The sequence below is a fragment of the Winogradskyella schleiferi genome (assembly GCF_013394655.1).
Lineage (GTDB): Bacteria > Bacteroidota > Bacteroidia > Flavobacteriales > Flavobacteriaceae > Winogradskyella > Winogradskyella schleiferi.
This window is the reverse complement of sequence record NZ_CP053351.1, coordinates 4,508,904-4,527,907: the sequence shown is the minus strand read 5'-3', so window position 1 is coordinate 4,527,907 and position 19,004 is coordinate 4,508,904. Positions and strand designations below refer to the sequence as shown.

At 35.0% G+C, this 19,004-nt stretch carries 23 protein-coding genes; 14 read left to right on the top strand and 9 right to left on the bottom strand.

The window, feature by feature from the left end:
* Positions 1 to 173: 173 nt before the first annotated feature.
* Positions 174 to 1,466 (top strand): aminopeptidase P family protein, encoded by a 1,293-nt coding sequence (locus tag HM990_RS19665; protein ID WP_178991721.1) that lies wholly within the window; start codon positions 174 to 176, stop codon positions 1,464 to 1,466.
* Positions 1,467 to 1,469: 3 nt separating this feature from the next.
* On the opposite strand, the gene HM990_RS19660 is transcribed toward HM990_RS19665, so the two are convergent.
* Both HM990_RS19660 and HM990_RS19655 read right to left on the bottom strand, forming a co-directional pair.
* The gene (locus tag HM990_RS19660; RefSeq protein WP_178991719.1) at positions 1,470 to 1,940 is read right to left on the bottom strand and encodes a hypothetical protein; all 471 of its coding nucleotides are present in this window, start codon (positions 1,938 to 1,940) and stop codon (positions 1,470 to 1,472) included.
* Positions 1,940 to 2,209: a helix-turn-helix domain-containing protein gene (locus HM990_RS19655; protein WP_178991717.1), complete on the bottom strand. Its 270-nt coding sequence runs from the start codon at positions 2,207 to 2,209 to the stop codon at positions 1,940 to 1,942. Before HM990_RS19655 ends, HM990_RS19660 begins: the two co-directional genes overlap by 1 nt.
* Before the next feature lie 80 nt (positions 2,210 to 2,289).
* On the opposite strand from HM990_RS19655, the gene HM990_RS19650 reads away from it, so the two are divergent.
* Complete coding sequence (locus HM990_RS19650; protein WP_178991715.1) at positions 2,290 to 2,604, top strand: hypothetical protein; 315 nt, start codon at positions 2,290 to 2,292, stop codon at positions 2,602 to 2,604.
* A gap of 1 nt (position 2,605) precedes the next feature.
* Here the strand turns inward: HM990_RS19650 and HM990_RS19645 are convergent, their stop codons facing one another.
* A complete protein-coding gene (locus HM990_RS19645) occupies positions 2,606 to 3,934 on the bottom strand; it encodes an aspartate kinase (protein ID WP_178991713.1) in 1,329 nt (442 codons plus the stop codon).
* Between the two features lie 479 nt (positions 3,935 to 4,413).
* Positions 4,414 to 5,967: a serine hydrolase gene (locus tag HM990_RS19640; RefSeq protein WP_178991711.1), complete on the bottom strand. Its 1,554-nt coding sequence runs from the start codon at positions 5,965 to 5,967 to the stop codon at positions 4,414 to 4,416.
* A gap of 94 nt (positions 5,968 to 6,061) precedes the next feature.
* Here HM990_RS19640 and HM990_RS19635 point away from each other — a divergent pair, with 94 nt between their 5' ends.
* From HM990_RS19635 to HM990_RS19625, 3 genes are all read left to right on the top strand, one after another.
* Entirely contained in the window at positions 6,062 to 6,838 is a 777-nt protein-coding gene (locus HM990_RS19635; RefSeq protein WP_178991709.1) for an alpha/beta fold hydrolase, read from the top strand.
* A 77-nt stretch (positions 6,839 to 6,915) separates the two neighbouring features.
* Positions 6,916 to 7,158, top strand: coding sequence for a hypothetical protein (locus HM990_RS19630; protein WP_178991707.1), 243 nt, complete (start codon positions 6,916 to 6,918; stop codon positions 7,156 to 7,158).
* Positions 7,159 to 7,239: 81 nt separating this feature from the next.
* A complete protein-coding gene (locus HM990_RS19625) occupies positions 7,240 to 7,470 on the top strand; it encodes a hypothetical protein (protein WP_178991705.1) in 231 nt (76 codons plus the stop codon).
* On the opposite strand, the gene thiL is transcribed toward HM990_RS19625, so the two are convergent.
* Positions 7,454 to 8,506 carry a thiamine-phosphate kinase gene (thiL, locus tag HM990_RS19620; protein ID WP_178991704.1) on the bottom strand — a complete coding sequence of 351 codons (1,053 nt, stop codon included), beginning with the start codon at positions 8,504 to 8,506 and terminating at the stop codon, positions 7,454 to 7,456. The genes HM990_RS19625 and thiL overlap by 17 nt on opposite strands.
* 224 nt (positions 8,507 to 8,730) lie before the next feature.
* On the opposite strand from thiL, the gene HM990_RS19615 reads away from it, so the two are divergent.
* The 7 genes from HM990_RS19615 to sufD all read left to right on the top strand — a co-directional run bounded on the left by HM990_RS19615 (position 8,731) and on the right by sufD (position 14,137).
* A complete protein-coding gene (locus HM990_RS19615; RefSeq protein ID WP_178991702.1) occupies positions 8,731 to 8,970 on the top strand; it encodes a hypothetical protein in 240 nt (79 codons plus the stop codon).
* Positions 8,971 to 9,116: 146 nt separating this feature from the next.
* Complete coding sequence (locus HM990_RS19610; RefSeq protein WP_178991700.1) at positions 9,117 to 9,446, top strand: HesB/IscA family protein; 330 nt, start codon at positions 9,117 to 9,119, stop codon at positions 9,444 to 9,446.
* Between the two features lie 36 nt (positions 9,447 to 9,482).
* A complete protein-coding gene (locus tag HM990_RS19605) occupies positions 9,483 to 9,878 on the top strand; it encodes a four helix bundle protein (protein WP_178991698.1) in 396 nt (131 codons plus the stop codon).
* A gap of 39 nt (positions 9,879 to 9,917) precedes the next feature.
* On the top strand, positions 9,918 to 11,366 hold the full coding sequence (sufB, locus tag HM990_RS19600; protein ID WP_178991696.1) for a Fe-S cluster assembly protein SufB: 1,449 nt from the start codon (positions 9,918 to 9,920) through the stop codon (positions 11,364 to 11,366).
* Positions 11,367 to 11,483: 117 nt separating this feature from the next.
* Positions 11,484 to 11,906, top strand: a complete 423-nt coding sequence (locus HM990_RS19595; RefSeq protein ID WP_229719325.1) for a hypothetical protein — start codon at positions 11,484 to 11,486, stop codon at positions 11,904 to 11,906.
* A gap of 4 nt (positions 11,907 to 11,910) precedes the next feature.
* Positions 11,911 to 12,663 (top strand): Fe-S cluster assembly ATPase SufC, encoded by a 753-nt coding sequence (gene sufC, locus HM990_RS19590; protein ID WP_178991694.1) that lies wholly within the window; start codon positions 11,911 to 11,913, stop codon positions 12,661 to 12,663.
* A gap of 157 nt (positions 12,664 to 12,820) precedes the next feature.
* Positions 12,821 to 14,137 carry a Fe-S cluster assembly protein SufD gene (gene sufD / locus HM990_RS19585; RefSeq protein ID WP_178991692.1) on the top strand — a complete coding sequence of 439 codons (1,317 nt, stop codon included), beginning with the start codon at positions 12,821 to 12,823 and terminating at the stop codon, positions 14,135 to 14,137.
* A gap of 36 nt (positions 14,138 to 14,173) precedes the next feature.
* On the opposite strand, the gene HM990_RS19580 is transcribed toward sufD, so the two are convergent.
* The 4 genes from HM990_RS19580 to HM990_RS19565 are packed head-to-tail and all read right to left on the bottom strand — an operon-like array spanning position 14,174 to position 16,770.
* Positions 14,174 to 15,829 (bottom strand): serine hydrolase domain-containing protein, encoded by a 1,656-nt coding sequence (locus tag HM990_RS19580; RefSeq protein ID WP_178991690.1) that lies wholly within the window; start codon positions 15,827 to 15,829, stop codon positions 14,174 to 14,176.
* Positions 15,817 to 15,996, bottom strand: a complete 180-nt coding sequence (locus tag HM990_RS19575; protein ID WP_178991688.1) for a hypothetical protein — start codon at positions 15,994 to 15,996, stop codon at positions 15,817 to 15,819. The genes HM990_RS19580 and HM990_RS19575 overlap by 13 nt, the downstream gene beginning before the upstream one ends.
* A 10-nt stretch (positions 15,997 to 16,006) precedes the next feature.
* Positions 16,007 to 16,435 carry a DUF3309 domain-containing protein gene (locus tag HM990_RS19570; RefSeq protein WP_178991687.1) on the bottom strand — a complete coding sequence of 143 codons (429 nt, stop codon included), beginning with the start codon at positions 16,433 to 16,435 and terminating at the stop codon, positions 16,007 to 16,009.
* A gap of 2 nt (positions 16,436 to 16,437) precedes the next feature.
* Complete coding sequence (locus tag HM990_RS19565; RefSeq protein ID WP_178991685.1) at positions 16,438 to 16,770, bottom strand: PadR family transcriptional regulator; 333 nt, start codon at positions 16,768 to 16,770, stop codon at positions 16,438 to 16,440.
* A gap of 127 nt (positions 16,771 to 16,897) precedes the next feature.
* Between HM990_RS19565 and HM990_RS19560 the strand changes: the two genes are divergently transcribed.
* On the top strand, positions 16,898 to 18,112 hold the full coding sequence (locus HM990_RS19560) for an aminotransferase class V-fold PLP-dependent enzyme (RefSeq protein ID WP_178992121.1): 1,215 nt from the start codon (positions 16,898 to 16,900) through the stop codon (positions 18,110 to 18,112).
* A 44-nt stretch (positions 18,113 to 18,156) separates the two neighbouring features.
* On the top strand, positions 18,157 to 18,978 hold the full coding sequence (locus HM990_RS19555) for an META domain-containing protein (RefSeq protein ID WP_178991683.1): 822 nt from the start codon (positions 18,157 to 18,159) through the stop codon (positions 18,976 to 18,978).
* The last annotated feature ends 26 nt before the right edge of the window (positions 18,979 to 19,004 follow it).

Below are 19,004 nucleotides of genomic sequence, written 5' to 3'. Positions count from 1 at the left end.
GGGATTATCATATAGGAAGCACACAAATGTCAGCTTGAGCGCAGTCGAAAGCTATTAAATCTATCCACTTAAGACACTTCGACTGCGCTCAAGCTGATAATCAATCTAATATTAATAAGATTCCTTTCCGATAGTTATCGGAATTCACGGGAATTAAAAACTAAATTTTTCTGATGAAATACAATCCCATAAACAATCAACTTTTTATAAAAAACCGCAAAAATTTTATGGCTCAAATGGTGCCAAATAGTTTAGCCGTATTTAATTCTAACGATATTTATCCCATTGGTGCCGACAGTACGATACCTTTTCAACAAGACCGTAATATATTTTACTTAAGTGGTGTAGACCAGGAAGAAAGCATCTTGGTACTTTTTCCAGATTGTCCAAATCCAAAACACCGGGAAATTTTATTTTTAACCGAAACGAACCCACATATTGCAGTTTGGGAAGGTGAAAAACTAACCAAGGAAAAAGCACTTGAAACAGCGGGAATAAAAACGGTGTATTGGCTTGATGATTTCGACAAAATCATGAAGGAAATTATGTCACAAGCAGACACCATTTACATCAATACCAATGAACATTATCGTGCCAATGTTGCCACGGAAACCCGTGAAGCACGTTTTAATAAAAAGATCAAGGCAGAGTTCCCAGCGCATAAAGTGGAAAAAAGCAATCCTATTTTGCAACGTTTACGTTCGGTAAAAGATCCTTTGGAACTCGACCTTATACAAGAAGCTTGTAATATCACGGAAAAAGGATTTCGGAGAATTTTGGACTTTGTAAAACCAGGCATTTGGGAGTATAATATTGAAGCCGAGTTTATGCACGAGTTTTTAAACAACCGCTCAAGAGGATTTGCATACACACCAATTGTCGCTTCTGGTAACAATGCCAATGTGTTGCATTATATTGAAAACAACCAGCAATGTAAAGCTGGTGATTTAATTCTATTGGATGTTGGTGCAGAATACGCCAACTATGCCAGTGATATGAGTAGAACCATTCCTGTTTCGGGTCAATTTACCAAACGCCAAAAAGAGGTTTATAACGCCGTGAATCGTGTAAAAAACGAAGCCACAAAACTATTGGTTCCAGGCGCTATTTGGGCCGATTACCATGTGGAAGTTGGCAAATTAATGACTTCAGAATTAATAGGCCTTGGTTTACTGGACAAAGCCGATGTGCAAAATGAAGACAAAGATTGGCCGGCCTACAAAAAATATTTTATGCATGGCACCTCGCACCATATGGGATTAGATACGCATGATTACGGCATACTTCACGAACCTATGAAAACCAATATGGTCTTTACCGTAGAACCTGGTATTTATATTCCGGATGAAGGTTTTGGCATCCGTTTGGAAGATGACGTGGTGATACAAGAAGAGGGCGAACCGTTTAATTTGATGCGTCATATTCCTATTGAGGCTGATGAGATTGAGGAGATAATGAATGGTTAAACCTTATAAGTTTATTTGAAACTGAATTCTTTTATTTCTTATAATTTTTTCAAGTTCTTCTATTGTCAACATGGCGTAAGAAGGTGACTTTACGTTTAAACATACAAAACAAAATCTAAACCTATAACCTAATAATTTCCCGAAATTAAATTCATTTTCAGTAGCACCAAAAAAGAATCCTTTTGGATTTTCGGGAAGATATTTTTTTGTTGTTTTTAATTCAACAAAAAGTATTTCATCTAGATGAGTTTCTATGAAGTCTTTCTCAAATTTTATTCCTTTTAGTTTTGGAATATATATCATATCAAAAGACTGTAAATAATTATGTGGAATATTAACTCTATCTAAGAGTTCTTTTTTCATATCCTTATCTATTTTGAAAAAGCCAGTTTGTTCTTCGATTAGATAGTTAATTCCTTGCTTTTCAGTGACATTGTTAGATAATGTCAGTTTGAACGAATGTTTTCTTGACATTATTTATTAACTTTTAATTCATAATCATTAAAACTAAGTTTAGTATTTTGTTTTTTGAAATCTATCAATTCAGATACATCCATTTCAAAAGCTTTAGCAAATACCAAAATATTAGTAAGTGAAATATTACGCTCGCCACGTTCAATCATTCCAATATATGTTCTATGAAAACCTGTTAAAAAAGATAATTTCTCTTGGCTTAGTCCTGCTTGAGTTCTTAAGTGTCGAACTCGATTACCAAATTCTATAAGTATGAATTGATTTACCATTAATCAAAACTATACTTATTGTATGCGTTATTCAACATACAATAAGTATCATTTCCTTATATTTGATGAAAAAAGATATTATGGAAAAATATGCAAGAAAAAGTGATGTTGATGGCAACGGAATGAACAGTGGATATTGTTTTGGTAATGGAGATTTTTATTGCCAAAATGAAGAACAAGCTAAACAATATATAGAATCATTAGGATTAGATTGGAAAAATGAACTAAGTAAATTCAACACCAGAGAAGAATGGTTCTATTTTACAGAATGGGAAGAAATTGACCCAGAAGATTTTTTTGATAGTGAAGGTAATTCATATACAACATGTAAAAGATGTAATCAACCTGTAAAGCAAAAAAGTAAAATTTGTAAAAAATGTTTTTCAGCAATTTAATTTAAACGCTCACAACCGTACCCTCAAAAACATAACGCTGTAACTTCTGCAAAGTTTCCAACTTATCACTAGAATTTACCAAAAGTGAAATGTTATTGTTACTGCCGCCATAGGCAATCATACGGACATTAACATCTTGTAGCACTTGGAATAACTGTGGTGTATCTGGATGGTAAATAATTTGATTACCAACCAAGCAAACGATACTCATATAATCGTCAATCTCTACGGTGGCGAATTTTTCGAGTTCTTCTGTGATGGACTCTAAATGTGTGGTGTCGTCAATGGTTAGGGAAACGGCGATTTCAGACGTGGTAATCATATCAATGGAGGTTTCGTATTTTTCAAAGACCTCAAAGACTTTCTTTAAAAAACCGTGAGCCAACAACATACGTACCGACTTTATTTTTATGGCTGTAATCCCATCTTTGGCGGCAATGGCTTTTATGCCTTCACCATGAATTTGGTTGGTAATTAAAGTCCCATGTGCGTTAGGCGCCATCGTGTTTTTAAGTCGCAATGGAATGTCTAAACTACGTACTGGCATTACGGTTTGTGGATGTAAAATTTTAGCACCAAAATAGGCCAATTCCGCAGCTTCATCATAAGATAAATGCGATAAGGCTGTGGTATTATTTACAAAACGTGGATCGTTGTTATGGAAGCCGTCGATGTCGGTCCAGATTTGGACTTCTTCGACTTCAAGTGCTGCACCAATGATGGTAGCTGTGTAATCGCTTCCGCCACGTTGTAAGTTGGTAATTTGCCCTTCGGCATCCAAACAAATAAACCCTTGTGTGATATAAATATCGCTGTCTTGGGATTGATTAATAAGACGCTCTAAATTTTGTTTGATGTAGAAATTATCGGGTTCGTTGGTGCGGTCTATACGCATAAATTCTAAAGCTGGCAGCAAGGTGGCTTTTAAACCTTCTTGTTGTAATAGTCGGCTAAACATAAACGTGGACAACAACTCGCCATTGGCCACAATAGTATTGTGCAATAATGTAGAGTGCGGCTGACTGGCAGCATCCAATAACGCATCGAAAATCGAAGTGACATAGGAACTGACCTCGCTACGTAAGGTTTTGTCGGTAATTAAATCGTTTACTGTGGACTTATAACTATGGTGAAGTTGACTGATTTTATGTTTCGCCTGCGACACTTCCTTGACCTTTATCAATCCTGAAATCTCTACCAAAGCATTGGTGGTTCCAGACATGGCAGAAAGGACGACTATCTTTTTACCTTTAGTATTGATGATATCTTTTACGTGGTTCATATTAATGACAGAACCTACAGAAGTGCCTCCAAATTTATAGACTAACATAACTATTCAAATTTTAGGTTGTAAATGTAAATACGATAGCAATGCTTACCATAAAAATGTAAAAATTTGTATGTCTTTTTACAAAATGTTAATTATATAACAACTATAATCAATTCCCCTTCCTTCGTTACTGGAAATGAAGAAATTTACCTTTGCTTTGTTATAAAATCAGATTTTTCAGACAATTTTAGTCTTAAAATTTAGTACATGACAAAAATAGAAGTAATCGATTTTTTTGCCACAAATACACGAATCTGATATAGGCTATTTATGAAGTTCTATAAATCTTAGGAACAAACCTTAGGTCTGTTTCATTTGTTTTATGAATAGTCAATTATTTTATAATATAGAAAACGAGTGAATTCGTGTATTTGTGGCAAAATATATAGTGATTAATAAGTAACGCTTTATCAAAAACTCCCAACAATACTTTCGAGTTCTTGGTAGGCTTAAAATCTTGATTTTCATTTGTTTAGGGCTTATTCAGTTTTTTGAAGTTCCAAATCATGAAAATCAAAACTAAAATCGGTAATTGGCGCAATATATTTCATGGTGGCTGAAACAGCTTCTTCCTTTTCATTAAAGGCAAATTGCACATAGACATCTGCGTCATAACTTCTATTGTTCCATTTGGCAACAAAAGTGGTCGCATTTAAGGGCAATAACTCGCCAAACAATCTGGACGAACGTTTACTCTTTATCACATACCCTTTATTTGCATCGTGTGAAATAATCACGTCCCCAAACCAATCGTCGGTGTACGTGCCCACAATATGTTCTGGTTTCGGTAAGGTTTTTAATTTTTGGGCTTTTTCAACTTTAGAGTACACTTCTGCTTTTATACTATCGTTATACTTAATGTAATCTGCGTTTCGCTTTCCATATTTTTCAATCCAATCTCTATTGTCATATCCTAAATACGAATCTTTAATAGTGTTGGTAATGGTGTTAAAAGCTGAACCGTTCATTTGGTTGGTCAACACCACAATGGCTAAATCCAAATCCGGAATCATGGTAAACTGTGTAACCGTACCCAATAAACCACCTGTGTGATACACTTGTTTATGGCCGCCTTTGACGTCTGCAACAAACCAACCTAAACCATATCCCTTAAAATTAGAGTCATACGAATCGTTAGGATAAACCTTTAAAGGGGTCTGTAATTGCCAAAGCTCATGAAACTGTTTTTCACTTAATATACGTTCACCATCTTTTGTTACCGCATCGTTCATTAAAAATTCTGCCCAAGTCAACATATCTGGGACGTTGCTCATTATGCCTCCTGCAGGATTGGCCAGTTCGCTCCAATCGTGTGGAATCTGGATGACTTTTCCGTCAGCCATGGTATGCGCATCAATAATATTCGATTTATCGGTAACTCTGTTGTAAGCGGCTTTACTACTGGTCATCCCAACCGGTTTCATAATTTTGGTTTCAATAAATTCTTCCCAAGACAGACCGCTGACCCGTTTTAAAACTTCACCCGCAATAATGAACATATTATTATTGTAAGCGAATTTACTTCTGAATGAGGTTTCTGGTTCCAAATATTTTACATTCTTAATAACATCGTCAACCGTAAAATCACTGCCTTCAGGAAAAAACATTAAATCGCCCGCGCCTAAACCCATGCCACTTCTGTGCGTTACCAAATCCCGAACCGTGAAATTGTCAGTTACCCAAGAATCGTGTAATTGAAATTCCGGAATATGCTGCCTTACTTTATCGTCCCAATTTAATTTGCCAGCATCAACCATCATCGCTAATGCAAAACAAGTAAACCCTTTACTGTTTGAAGCAACACCGACTAAGGTTTCAGCATTCATCTCTTTTTTATTGGTCAAGGATCGTACACCATGACCTTTGGCATACACAATTTCTCCATCCTTATAAATACCAACTGAAATGCCAGGCACATCAAAAGTGGTTAGGGTTTCCTTGATAAGATTATCAAGTTGTTGTTCTTCAATTTGAGCGTTTAATAGAAAAGCCGAAACAATAAGTGCTGCAGTAAATAGTCGTTTTAAAAACATTAGGTATTGAATTTAGTTTTGAATGCTTCCAAAGATACTAAATTGTTATAATGATTAATGGTGTAAAACATTTTCAAAATTTATCTTTGCCCACATGACTTTAGATTACAAAAACAGTACAATTAACTATACCACTGAAGGTAAAGGAGAAGCTCTTGTTTTACTTCACGGTTTTCTTGAAACCTTAGAGATGTGGAACGATTTTATTCCTGAATTTTCACAAACCCATCAAGTGATTTGCATCGATTTGTTGGGCCATGGTAAAACTGGTTGTTTGGGTTATGTGCACACAATGGAAGCTATGGCGGAAGCTGTTTTTGCTGTTTTGGAACATCTAAATATTGAAACTGCATATTTTGTTGGGCATTCCATGGGCGGTTATGTAACCTTGGCTTTGGCCGAAAAGCACCCTGAATTATTTAAAGGTCTGTGTTTAATGAACTCCACTTTTGAAGCCGATGATGATGAAAAGAAACAACTGCGTACGCGTGCCAATGCCATGGCCAAAACAAATTTTCAAAATTTAGTACGTATGTCTTTCGTAAATTTATTTGCACCCGAAAGTAAGGATACTTTTAAAAATGACGTTATAGATGCTTTGCAAATTGCATTGCAAACACCAGTACAAGGTTACATCGCAGCTTCAGAAGGCATGAAATTAAGACCCAATCGCTTTGAGATTTTAAAAAATTTGAAAACTAAGCGGCTAATTATTATCGGTAGTAAAGATGGTTTAATTGATGGTAATAATCTTATCAATCAAATTGAACATACGGCAATTGAATTTGTAGCGTTTTCAGAAGGACATATGAGTCATATTGAGAATAAATCAGAATTAACTTACAATTTATTACATTTCATCGAAAATTAATCCCTTTAAACGTTTTGTTTGTTCTTTTTTTCTAAGTTTACCTCAGTATTAAAATATTAATTGTAAACAAACCGATCATGAAACCTACAAAACTATACTGTGATTTATTTGGCCATAATTATCAAATAAGCAAAAAAGTAACCAATCACGTCAAAGAGTACACCTGCAAGTGTTGCAAGAAACAATTAACGACAAACACTAATGGAAGTCTTACCGAATTAACGGAGAAACGTCAAGAAATAAATTCAGCTTTAGAACGTATTTACAACAACCGAACGATGCGTTTAAAGCAAAAAATGCTCAGTTCGTCGATTTGTTAATTGTTAACAACTTTTTAGTAACTATTTTTCTTATATTTCAAACCCTACTTGAAAACCTAATACCTCTAAGAAAACTAGTAAATGAAAAATGTTTATTGCTCATTGTTTGGTCACGACTATAAAGTCTCCAAAAATGTTACTTACCACGTTAAAGAATATAAGTGTAAAAACTGTAAATCTGAAATGACCATCGATGGCGATGGAAAATTTATTCCTTTAACACCAAAATTCAAAGAAATCAATTCTGTATTGAATCGTGTGCACACCAAACGACTTGAAAAGAGTCAGCGATTTGTTATGCTTGATTTTTAAGCGCATTCCAACCTTTAGCTATAATCGGAATCTTTTCTTCCGCTCTTGTTACTAAATGCATACCTCTGTCTTCTTCCGTTATATAGCCAATAACCGTTAAGTTCGGGTTGCCTTTTATTTTAGGAAAATCGTCTTGGGCAATGGTCATTAATAATTCGTAATCCTCACCACCATTTAATGCAATTGTAGTACTGTCTAAATTAAATTCCTCACAAGTTGAAATCACCTGCGGATCTAAAGGAATCTTAGTTTCGTAAATATCTGCACCAACCTTACTTTGCTTACATAAATGGATGATTTCAGAGGAAATGCCGTCGCTAACATCTATCATACTAGTCGGTTTTACTTCCAATTGCTTAAGTAATTCTACAATATCCTTGCGTGCTTCCGGTTTAAGTTGTCGCTCAATAATATAAGTGTACATGGATAAATCGGGTTGGTTATTTGGGTTCACTTTAAAGACTTCCTTTTCGCGCTCCAAAACCTGTAAGCCCATAAAAGCACCACCAACATCACCTGTCACTACGATTAAATCATTAGGTTTTGCTCCAGAACGTAACACTTCGTTGCCTTTGTCAACTTCACCAATCGCTGTCACGGAAATTATCAATCCAGAAGTTGAAGACGTAGTATCGCCACCGATTACATCGACATTGTAAATTTCTGCTGCTGTGGAAATTCCATCGTACAATTCTTCAAGTGCCTCCAGAGGGAAACGATTAGAAACAGCTATTGAAACCGTAACCTGCGTGGCAACAGCATTCATGGCATAAATATCCGAAAGGTTGACTACAATCGCCTTATAGCCCAAGTGTTTTAAAGGTGCGTAACTCAAATCAAAATGCACGCCTTCCACTAATAGATCTGTAGAGACAACAACTTGTTTTTTACCAAAATTTAAAACAGCAGCATCGTCGCCAATACTTTTTACGGTAGATTTTTGGGTCACTTTAAAGTGTTCCGTCAAATGTTCTATCAGTTTAAATTCGCCTAATTCGCTTAAAGGGGTTCGCTGTGGATTTTTATCTTCTATCATAATGCAAAAATATTGTGCTTTTTTTGAATAGAATTATTTCTATGGTAATTTATTGTAAAAAGATCCAATCTCCTATTATCGAAATTTATCCATAACCCGAATATCTCCAGTTAATTATTTGATTAGAATCTAAATATTTTATGTATTTCATCGAAAAATCGAGCATCTTGACAAAAAATTGACTTGGTTTTATATAAATTGTGATCCCCTAATAATTTTAACCTATGAAACCTACCTCTGCCGAAACACTCCCTTGTGCCGTTTTTGGGCACAATTACGTAAGATCAAAAACCAATATTGACCATACTATTGAAATGACGTGTTCACATTGCGATACCGTTGTGGTTACTGATCGTCATGGAAATTTTGAAAATCATACCGTTCCCAACAGCCAAATAACCGATACCTTACAAGAATTATATAGGCTTACAAAACGTATTTCTAAAACAAAAGTAGCTATATAGTCCCCATTCAACATTGACTTTTATTTAATTTAACTTCCATAGCCAAATCTTATTAAATCATATGCTAATATAATGTTAGTACCTATGGTTTAACCCTTGTTATATCGTATATTTGCATTCTATTTAGAGTAAATCTATATAAGAATATGATAAAAGTTTCTGAAACAGCTAAAAAGAAAGTCGTAGAACTGATGAATGACGATGGCTTTAACCCAACTACAGATTTTGTTAGAGTTGGTGTAAAAAGTGGTGGTTGCTCTGGTTTGTCTTACGATTTAAAGTTTGATAACTCACGAGCCGAAGACGATAAGGTTTTTGAAGATAATGGTGTAAAAATCATTGTGGACAAAAAGAGCTTTCTATACCTTATTGGTACCACTTTAGAATATTCTGGTGGCTTAAACGGAGCCGGCTTTGTCTTTAATAACCCAAATGCGAACCGCACTTGTGGTTGCGGAGAGAGCTTTTCGCTGTAAATGAAGTTCAAAATTTAAAATTGTTAATTCAAAGTTATGGCAACAGTAAAGCAGTTTGAAGATTTAGAAATATGGAAATTAGCTCGAGTTCTTTGCAAAGAAATAAATAAGATTGCAAATGCCACAGGATTAAGAACAGATTACAAACTATATAGCCAAATAGATGGTTCATCAGGTTCCGTCATGGATAATATTGCAGAGGGGTTTGAAAGAAACGGAAATAAAGAATTTATACAATTTCTATCTATCGCAAAAGCATCATGTGGAGAAACAAGATCCCAATTGTACAGGGTTTTAGATAGAAATTATGTGAGTAATGATGAGTTCATGGTGCTCAAGGACCAAACCATGGTATTGAGCAGAATGATTGGAGGATTTATGAACTACCTAAAAAAAAGTGATTTAAAGGGAAGCAAGTACAAAGCAGACTAGCCCAACTTTGAATTTTAAATTAAAAATTCGGAATTGAATATGAGTAAATATACTGAAGACGACCTTAGAGAAGAATTAAAAACCAAAGAATACGAATACGGTTTTTATACAGATATTGAATCTGACACCTTTCCTATTGGTTTGAATGAAGAGATTGTTATTGCCATTTCCAAGAAAAAAGAAGAACCGGAATGGATGACGGCTTGGCGATTGGAAGCGTTTAAAGTTTGGAAGGAAATGACTGAGCCAGATTGGGCAAATGTTCATTATGAAAAGCCAGATTTTCAAGCGATTTCCTATTATTCAGCACCCAACAGTAAACCAAAATACGATAGTATTGATGAAGTGGACCCAGAATTATTGGCGACTTTTGAAAAATTAGGTATTTCATTAGACGAGCAAAAGAAATTAGCTGGCGTAGCCATGGATGTCGTTGTTGATTCTGTTTCAGTAGCAACAACCTTCAAAAAGACTTTAGGCGAAAAAGGAATTATCTTTATGAGTATTTCTGAAGCTATAAAGGAACATCCAGAATTGGTTAGGAAACATCTTGGAACTGTAGTGCCACAAAAAGATAATTTTTACGCAGCATTGAATTCTGCCGTATTTAGTGATGGTTCATTCTGTTATATTCCAAAAGGCGTTCGTTGTCCGATGGAATTATCAACCTATTTTAGAATCAACCAAGCAGGAACAGGTCAGTTTGAAAGAACGCTTGTTATCGCTGACGAAGGCAGTTATGTCTCTTATCTAGAAGGTTGTACTGCACCAAGTAGAGATGAAAACCAATTACACGCAGCTGTAGTAGAATTAATTGCTCTTGACGATGCGGAAATAAAATATTCAACCGTTCAGAATTGGTATCCAGGAAATGCCGAAGGAAAAGGTGGTGTTTTCAACTTCGTTACTAAAAGAGGTCTTTGTGAGAAAAACGCGAAAATTTCTTGGACACAGGTGGAAACTGGTTCTGCAGTCACATGGAAATACCCTTCTTGCATATTAAAAGGCGACAATTCGGTGGGCGAATTTTATTCTATTGCTGTAACTAATAATTACCAGCAAGCAGACACAGGCACCAAAATGGTTCATTTGGGTAAAAACACCAAGTCAACAATTATATCCAAAGGAATTTCTGCAGGTCATTCCCAAAATTCATATCGCGGATTGGTACAAATCAACTCCAGAGCAGAAAATGCACGTAATTTTTCGCAATGTGATAGCTTACTCATGGGCAATGAATGTGGCGCACACACCTTTCCTTACATAGAAGCAAAAAATAAAAGTGCTATGATTGAGCACGAAGCAACCACAAGTAAGATTGGTGAAGATCAAATTTTCTATTGTAACCAAAGAGGTATTGACACTGAAAAAGCTATTGCACTAATCGTGAATGGATTCAGTAAGGAAGTCCTTAATAAATTACCAATGGAATTTGCTGTGGAAGCACAAAAATTATTGGAAATTAGCCTTGAGGGCTCAGTAGGATAACACATTCCTGCGAAAGCAGGAATCGCATATTCTACAAGGTTTGTACTTAACTTGGTTCAGTACCAAAAACCTTGAGCGTTTTTAAAAAGTAAGTATAATTAAATAAGATATCTGCTTATGCAGGCATTTAGAATGAAAAAAATCAACCTTATTATCATTTTAGCACTAACCCTGTTAACTTGTAAAAACGAACCAAAACAAGAGGTAAATCTTGAAGAAAACCGCGCAAAATCCTTCGACCAAAACGATGGGTTTATAACTTTAAGAGGTGACTTTGTCTATTATGCGGATGCTGCCGTTTTACAAACACCAAAGGAAATCTATGGTGTGGTCATCGATGAGAATATGCACCTCTTGGAAGAACAAGTAAAACCTTTAAAAAAAGAAGCGACCGATATGGTTCCCGTAACTGTAAGAGTTCGAAAATTTGAAAAAGATTCGCTTGAAGAAGGTTGGCAATACCGCGTAGAAATAAAAGAAATTTTAAAGGTTGAAGCACCCAACCCAGAATCAAAAGACGTTATAAAATTAGCAAATTAAGATTATGTTAAAAATAAAAAACTTACACGCAAGTATAGAAGATAAAGCCATATTAAAAGGCATTAATCTCGAAGTAAACGCAGGAGAAGTTCATGCCATTATGGGACCAAACGGTTCTGGTAAAAGTACTTTGGCTGCCGTAATTGCAGGTAAAGAGGAATATGAAGTTACCGAAGGTTCAATAGAATTGGAAGACGAAGATATCGATGAATTAGCAGCAGAAGAACGTGCGCACAAAGGTATTTTCCTGTCATTTCAATATCCTGTTGAGATTCCTGGAGTAAGTGTGACAAACTTTATGAAAACGGCGATTAACGAAACCCGAAAAGCAAAAGGTTTGGAAGACATGCCAGCAAAGGACATGCTGAAAATGATTCGTGAAAAATCGGAACTATTGGAAATTGATCGTAAATTTTTATCACGTTCCATAAATGAAGGTTTTTCTGGTGGAGAAAAGAAACGTAACGAAATCTTTCAAATGGCAATGTTAGAACCAAAATTGGCCATTTTAGATGAAACCGATTCTGGATTGGATATCGATGCGCTTCGTATTGTTGCCAATGGTGTAAACAAACTAAAATCCAAAGATAATGCAGTTATTGTCATAACACACTACCAAAGGTTGCTAGACCATATCGTTCCAGATTTTGTACATGTGTTACACGAAGGTAGAATTGTAAAAACAGGAGGCAAGGAATTAGCACACGAGCTAGAAGCCAAGGGTTACGATTGGATTAAGGAAGAGGTTAACGCGTAGCGTTAGTCGCAGTTTGCAGTCTCAGTTGACAGTTGCTTACTCTAAACTGATTACTCAAACGCAATATCTTTATTATAAAAATTTTAATAGTAAACAGATTTTTATCGCAGCACTACACAACTGAATACTGCGACTGAAAACTGAAAACTGAAACAGAATGAGTTTAAAAGAAAAATTAGTATCGTCATTTATGGCCTTTGAGGACACCGTTGATGTGCACTCGTCCATACATGATATTCGTACTGAAGCTATAAAGACTTTTGAAGCTGAAGGGTTTCCTTCAAAGCGTTTGGAAGATTGGAAATATACCTCGTTGAATTCTATTTTAAAGCACGATTATAGTGTGTTTCCAAAGCATGAAAATGACATAGAATTTAAAGATGTAAAGAAATATTTTATACATGAGATTGATGCGTATAAAATCATTTTTATAGATGGAAAATATGCGTCACATTTATCACAAACCACGCATGATGGTTTGGATGTTTGCCTTATGTCCGCAGCATTGACCAAGCCAAAATATAAGATGGTAATTGATAATTATTTCAATACGATTGCAGCAAAAAATGGTTTATCATCATTGAACACGGCATTTTCTTGTGAAGGTGCTTACATCAATATTCCTAAGAACAAAGTGGTTGAAAAACCGATTCAAATTATACATTTTTCAACAGGTAATGAAGCTGCCGTGATGTTACAACCTCGTAACTTAATTGTGGTCAATGAAAATGCACATGTTCAGATTATTGAGCGTCATCAGAGTTTAACGGACAATCCGGTTTTAACGAATTCGGTGACTGAAATTTTCACTAACAAACGCGCCATTGTAGATTATTATAAAATTCAGAATGACAGGCAAACAGCATCATTAATTGACAATACTTTTGTAAATCAAAAACAGGAAAGTTTAGCCAAAGTGCATACCTTTTCGTTTGGTGGAAAATTGATAAGAAACAATCTCGAATTTTACCAGAACGGCGAGCGCATTGATTCTACCATGAAAGGCATCACAATTATTGGCGATAAACAGCATGTAGACCACAATACATTGGTACATCATATTGAACCGAATTGCGAAAGCCATCAAGATTACAAAGGTATTTATGATGATAATGCCACAGGTGTTTTTAATGGTAAAGTGATTGTTGAAAAATTGGCGCAAAAGACCAATGCATTTCAGGCCAACAACAATATTTTAGTAAGTGACAAAGCGAGCATCAACACCAAACCTCAACTTGAGATTTTTGCGGATGACGTCAAATGTTCCCATGGTTGTACGATCGGTCAATTAGATGAAAGCGCCATGTTCTATTTACGTTCAAGAGGAATTCCTGAAAAAGAAGCTAGAGCTTTATTAATGTTTGCATTTAGTAATAATGTTATGGACTCTGTGAAAATCCCTGAGGTAAAAAATAGGATTACTAAGATTATTGCTAAGAAATTGGGCGTTAATATTGGGTTTGATGATTTGTGAAATTTATCAATTATAAAATTTTGAAAGGATTGCTATTTAGCGATCCTTTTCTTTTTTAAATACAATTTCTTTCACAGTACCATCACAGGATAAAAGCATTCCGGTAACAGAATTACTTTTATCTTTGATAAAGTGATAAAGCGTTCTATCATTATTTCCGAATTGATTTAACTGAACAGGCTTTAAGATGACGTTGTCATTCCCTTTGTACGATAATTTAAGCGTCTCGTTTTCAACAAAAAAATGATAATTGACATCTAATTCTTCTGAAGAAAAAGAACCTTCAAACGCATTGAGTACTACTGAATCTGCGTCAATAAAATTTGCACGCTCAAAGTAAAATGGAGTGCCGCCAAAAGAAATAACCATATCATGAGTTGCTGATGGCGAAAAATCATATTTCACTTGTTCACTTTGTACTCTATGAAACTTATTCTGATCATACTGTACTAAAGCCGAAGCTAGTCTTCCCATAGAACCCATAGATTTTAAAGTGTCATTTTCAACGAATAGCCTCATCGTCATATCACTGTTAATTTCTTTGTATTCACCAATAAATCCCTTAAAATCTTGCTTGTTAAATGGTTTGATATCTACATTTTCTTCTGAAGTCATTTCATAAGTAGATAACAGGATGTCTAAAATCTGATAACCAATTCTTGGTGCATCAATCGACTGTAAATTGGTTAAAACAATGATACCTATTTGTTTTTCGGTAATTGTAATTAACTGTGAGCGTCCGCCAAAACCAAAACCGCTATGATTTGCAACTGTAAAACCTTTGTAGTCATCTATCATTAATCCTCTTGCATATTTTGCCTTTTCGCCAGACGATAATACTTCAATTTCTTTTAAAAATTGAGCCAATGATTTAAATTTTTCATTCTGCTCATTCAACATGCGCATCCAAATAGCCATGTCGTTAGTAGAAGAACCCATGCTACCTGCGCCATAACTCAACTGGTCCTTTGTATTATACTTGAAGATGTCTTTCTGTTTTTGATAGCCAACAGCTTTATTTTTAATTGGATTGCCGTGCTCAACTCTTACAAATGTGCTATGCATTTCTAACGGATCCAAAATTTTGCGCTTGAGATAAGTGTTAAGATTTTGTTCTACAATACGTTCCACAATAATTGTTAACAAATTATAATTGGTATTGGAATAGCTTACTTTTTCACCAGGTAAGTGGTTTAAAGATTTTTGTCTAACCGCTAAACCTAAAACCGTGCTATTGTCGTAATACGACGTATCATAATTAAAACCAGCCAAATACATCAATGTATGATAATTTCGAATTCCGCTAGTATGATTTAGTAAATGTTTGATCTTTACTTGCTCCTCGTACTCCGGAAATTCAGGCAAATAGAGTCTGATGTCATCGTCTAAACTAATTTTACCCTCTTTTGACAATGCCCAAATTACTGAGGCCGTAAATTGTTTTGCTAGAGATGCTATATCAAAAATCGTGGAATCCGAATTTTTAATAGTGTAATCTAAATTTGAAAGTCCAAAACCTTTAGCATAAATAGATTTTCCTTGATGGATAACTTTTACGCTTAATCCAGGCGTATCGTTGGTATCATAAATTTCTAATAAGGCATCAATCCTTTGAACTATTTTTTCTTGAGCTGTTGTGAACCAGCAGATGAAAAAGCAAACCAAAAGGCAGCTTTGCCTTAAGATTGACATTGCTTATATTTTTGGTAGAAGTACGTAGGAATAAGTCCGAAATTGAGAAACAGAAACCCAATAAAAACAATGACACCTCTATAAGGCCACGTTAAAAATTCAAACATGGCGCCTATTCCGAGAATAAAAAACGTCATAAATCCGAGAATATAAAATGATTTCCTCATAATAAATGATTTAAGAATAGTTGTGAATCGATTTTTTATAGTTCGCATAAAAGTGAGCAGGAAGAATGATTAAAACCGAAATTAAAATTGCACCAAGTATCCAGGCATTTGCATAAGGCCATTGCATCATTTGAAATACCAAACTCATAACCAAAAGCAGAATAACTATAAAACCAGCTGAAAACTTCAACTTATTAACCGTAATAATTTGTTTGGCAAGTTTTTGATGATGAGTCTCCAATTGTAGATTCTGAAAACTTGTATAACCACCGAATTTCTGAAGAGCTTGTTGATATAACATGTTAAAATCATCGGCATCCTGGTTTTCAATATAGGTACAGATATGATCGACCAAGTCCTCTTTTAAGTCTTTATTTTCAACACCATATAACGCTAAACTGTTCTCTATAAAAGCGATATGTTTTTCTGACAATTCCATATTTATATGGGTTTAGGATTAAAAATTAAACTCAAGGTCTCAATAAAATCATTAATTTCTTCAGTAACCGTCTCGACCATTTTCTTCCCTTCTTTGGTGACTTTATAATATTTTCTAACACGCTTCCCAATAAAAACCTTTTCGGTTTCCAACACCTTTTTTGCTTCAAGCTTGTGTAGAATGGGATATAATGCACCTTCTGAAATATCAATTTTTCCCGAAGTCATTCTTTTAACGTCTTGCGTAATCTCGTAACCATACATTCTACCCTTAGTATTTATAAGCGCTAGAATGATTGGTTGCAACGTTCCTTTTGTTAATTCTTTGCTATACATAGTACAAATATACATTTTATATAAATGTATCCTAATTAAATGTAAAAAATGTTATTATTAAACCCTTGTTATAAGTTTTACTTTCATAGCAATGCTTTGTATCTTTGTGTTTATGGAATTAGAACTTATGTTTGATGTACAGAAAATAAGAAAAGACTTCCCAATACTTCAACGTGAAGTTAACGGGAAACCACTCATTTATTTCGATAATGCTGCAACGTCTCAAACACCTCAACAGGTCATTGACGTTATTGTCGATTATTACAGTAATTACAACGCCAATATTCACAGAGGCGTCCATAGTTTAAGTCAGGAAGCGACTGATGCTTATGAGCAAGCGCGATTAAAAATCCAAACGCATTTCAATGCCAAACATAGCTATGAGATTATTTTCACTTCTGGCACAACGCATGGCATCAATTTAGTGGCTAACGGATTTTCTTCAATTTTGAAAAAAGGCGATGAAATTATGGTATCGGCTTTAGAGCACCATAGTAATATTGTGCCTTGGCAAATGCTCTGTGAACGTACAGGCGCAACCCTGAAAGTGATTCCTATGAATCAAAATGGTGAACTGATACTTTCAGAATATGACGAATTACTGAATGAAAACACCAAGTTGGTATTTGTAAATCATATTTCAAATGCATTAGGCACAATCAACCCTATTGAATACATCATAGAAAAGGCGCATAAAGTCGGAGCAGCCGTTTTAGTAGATGGCGCGCAATCTTGTCCGCATATAAAACCAGATGTTCAAGCTTTGGATGTTGATTTTTATGTTTGTTCGGCTCATAAAATATGTGGTCCTACTGGTGTTGGTATGCTCTATGGAAAAGAGGAATGGTTAAATAAATTACCGCCATACCAAGGAGGAGGCGAAATGATTGCGGAAGTTTCATTTGAAAAGACCACCTATGCAGGTTTACCGCATAAATTCGAAGCTGGAACACCAAACATCTGCGGAGGCATTGCATTTGGAGCGGCTTTAGATTATATGAATACTATTGGCTTTGACAATATTGCTAAATATGAACATGAGCTTTTAGATTATGGCACTGCAGAACTACTCAAAATTGAAGGCTTAAAAATTTATGGAACTGCCAAAGAAAAAACATCCGTGATTTCATTTAACGTAGGTAATATCCATCCTTACGATATCGGCACAATTTTGGATAAAATGGGAATTGCCGTGCGTACAGGTCATCATTGTGCCCAACCTATTATGGATTTTTATAAAATCCCAGGAACCATAAGAGCTTCTTTTATGTTTTATAATACTAAGGTAGAAATTGATGCTTTTATTATGGCCTTAAAAAAAGCGATAATGATGTTGTCTTAACTTTGGCATTAAAAGTGTAACTTAAAGCATTAAACTCTTTACAGATGAAAATTTTACTTCCTTTTTTTATGCTTTTAGCGACAGCAAACTCTTGTGATTCGTCTAAAAGAGCCATTGAACTTAAAGAAACAATACAAGAAAAACTTTCAGGAACGTATCAAATAAACCAACTAAAAAAGGAAGATGTGCTTTCTAACAAAATCACTATTTCTTTTGACGACACATCAAATAAGGTCACAGGTTTTGCAGGTTGTAATAGTTTCTTCGGTAGTTATACCCTGGAAAACAATAAGGTAGCGTTCAGTAATTTGGCTGCTTCAAAAAAATTCTGCTCAAATGATATCTTGAAATTTGAAAATCAGTTTTTAGAATCTCTGAGAGCGGTAGATACATTTTCAAAGCGTGGTGATACTATATTTTTTTCGGCAGAAGATGACATTATAATAAGTGGAACAGAAACCGCTGTCGCCTCTGAAAAAAGTTCAATTGTAAACTATACAGATAATACAGCTGTGAAATACCAGACCGTCTCAAGAGCCTCTTTTGATTTTATAATGGTTTCCAAAACACAATTAATGATTTCCGAAGATAGTAGTCTTAAGACTATTGATAAATATCAAATGGAAGCCAACGATTGGGACGCTGTAAATGCATTGATTGAAGCTATCGATGTAGAATCCATTCAAAATTTAACGCCACCTTCAAAAAAACATCAATATGATGGCGCAGCTCTTGCCACTTTAGCTATAATAGTTGGCGATGTGGAATATATGACACCTGCTTTTGACCATGGCAATCCACCAGAAGCCATCGAAGCTTTAGTTAATAAAGTGTTATCAATTAAAGAAAACACGTTAAAACAATAGCGATTTTGTAATTTTGCACAAAAGAT

Coding starts and splice junctions, on each gene's coding strand:
- HM990_RS19665 (WP_178991721.1), top strand. CDS start 174: ATGAAATACAATCCCATAAACAATCAACTTTTTATAAAAAACCGCAAA.
- HM990_RS19660 (WP_178991719.1), bottom strand. CDS start 1,940: ATGTCAAGAAAACATTCGTTCAAACTGACATTATCTAACAATGTCACT.
- HM990_RS19655 (WP_178991717.1), bottom strand. CDS start 2,209: ATGGTAAATCAATTCATACTTATAGAATTTGGTAATCGAGTTCGACAC.
- HM990_RS19650 (WP_178991715.1), top strand. CDS start 2,290: ATGGAAAAATATGCAAGAAAAAGTGATGTTGATGGCAACGGAATGAAC.
- HM990_RS19645 (WP_178991713.1), bottom strand. CDS start 3,934: ATGTTAGTCTATAAATTTGGAGGCACTTCTGTAGGTTCTGTCATTAAT.
- HM990_RS19640 (WP_178991711.1), bottom strand. CDS start 5,967: ATGTTTTTAAAACGACTATTTACTGCAGCACTTATTGTTTCGGCTTTT.
- HM990_RS19635 (WP_178991709.1), top strand. CDS start 6,062: ATGACTTTAGATTACAAAAACAGTACAATTAACTATACCACTGAAGGT.
- HM990_RS19630 (WP_178991707.1), top strand. CDS start 6,916: ATGAAACCTACAAAACTATACTGTGATTTATTTGGCCATAATTATCAA.
- HM990_RS19625 (WP_178991705.1), top strand. CDS start 7,240: ATGAAAAATGTTTATTGCTCATTGTTTGGTCACGACTATAAAGTCTCC.
- thiL (WP_178991704.1), bottom strand. CDS start 8,506: ATGATAGAAGATAAAAATCCACAGCGAACCCCTTTAAGCGAATTAGGC.
- HM990_RS19615 (WP_178991702.1), top strand. CDS start 8,731: ATGAAACCTACCTCTGCCGAAACACTCCCTTGTGCCGTTTTTGGGCAC.
- HM990_RS19610 (WP_178991700.1), top strand. CDS start 9,117: ATGATAAAAGTTTCTGAAACAGCTAAAAAGAAAGTCGTAGAACTGATG.
- HM990_RS19605 (WP_178991698.1), top strand. CDS start 9,483: ATGGCAACAGTAAAGCAGTTTGAAGATTTAGAAATATGGAAATTAGCT.
- sufB (WP_178991696.1), top strand. CDS start 9,918: ATGAGTAAATATACTGAAGACGACCTTAGAGAAGAATTAAAAACCAAA.
- HM990_RS19595 (WP_229719325.1), top strand. CDS start 11,484: ATGCAGGCATTTAGAATGAAAAAAATCAACCTTATTATCATTTTAGCA.
- sufC (WP_178991694.1), top strand. CDS start 11,911: ATGTTAAAAATAAAAAACTTACACGCAAGTATAGAAGATAAAGCCATA.
- sufD (WP_178991692.1), top strand. CDS start 12,821: ATGAGTTTAAAAGAAAAATTAGTATCGTCATTTATGGCCTTTGAGGAC.
- HM990_RS19580 (WP_178991690.1), bottom strand. CDS start 15,829: ATGTCAATCTTAAGGCAAAGCTGCCTTTTGGTTTGCTTTTTCATCTGC.
- HM990_RS19575 (WP_178991688.1), bottom strand. CDS start 15,996: ATGAGGAAATCATTTTATATTCTCGGATTTATGACGTTTTTTATTCTC.
- HM990_RS19570 (WP_178991687.1), bottom strand. CDS start 16,435: ATGGAATTGTCAGAAAAACATATCGCTTTTATAGAGAACAGTTTAGCG.
- HM990_RS19565 (WP_178991685.1), bottom strand. CDS start 16,770: ATGTATAGCAAAGAATTAACAAAAGGAACGTTGCAACCAATCATTCTA.
- HM990_RS19560 (WP_178992121.1), top strand. CDS start 16,898: ATGTTTGATGTACAGAAAATAAGAAAAGACTTCCCAATACTTCAACGT.
- HM990_RS19555 (WP_178991683.1), top strand. CDS start 18,157: ATGAAAATTTTACTTCCTTTTTTTATGCTTTTAGCGACAGCAAACTCT.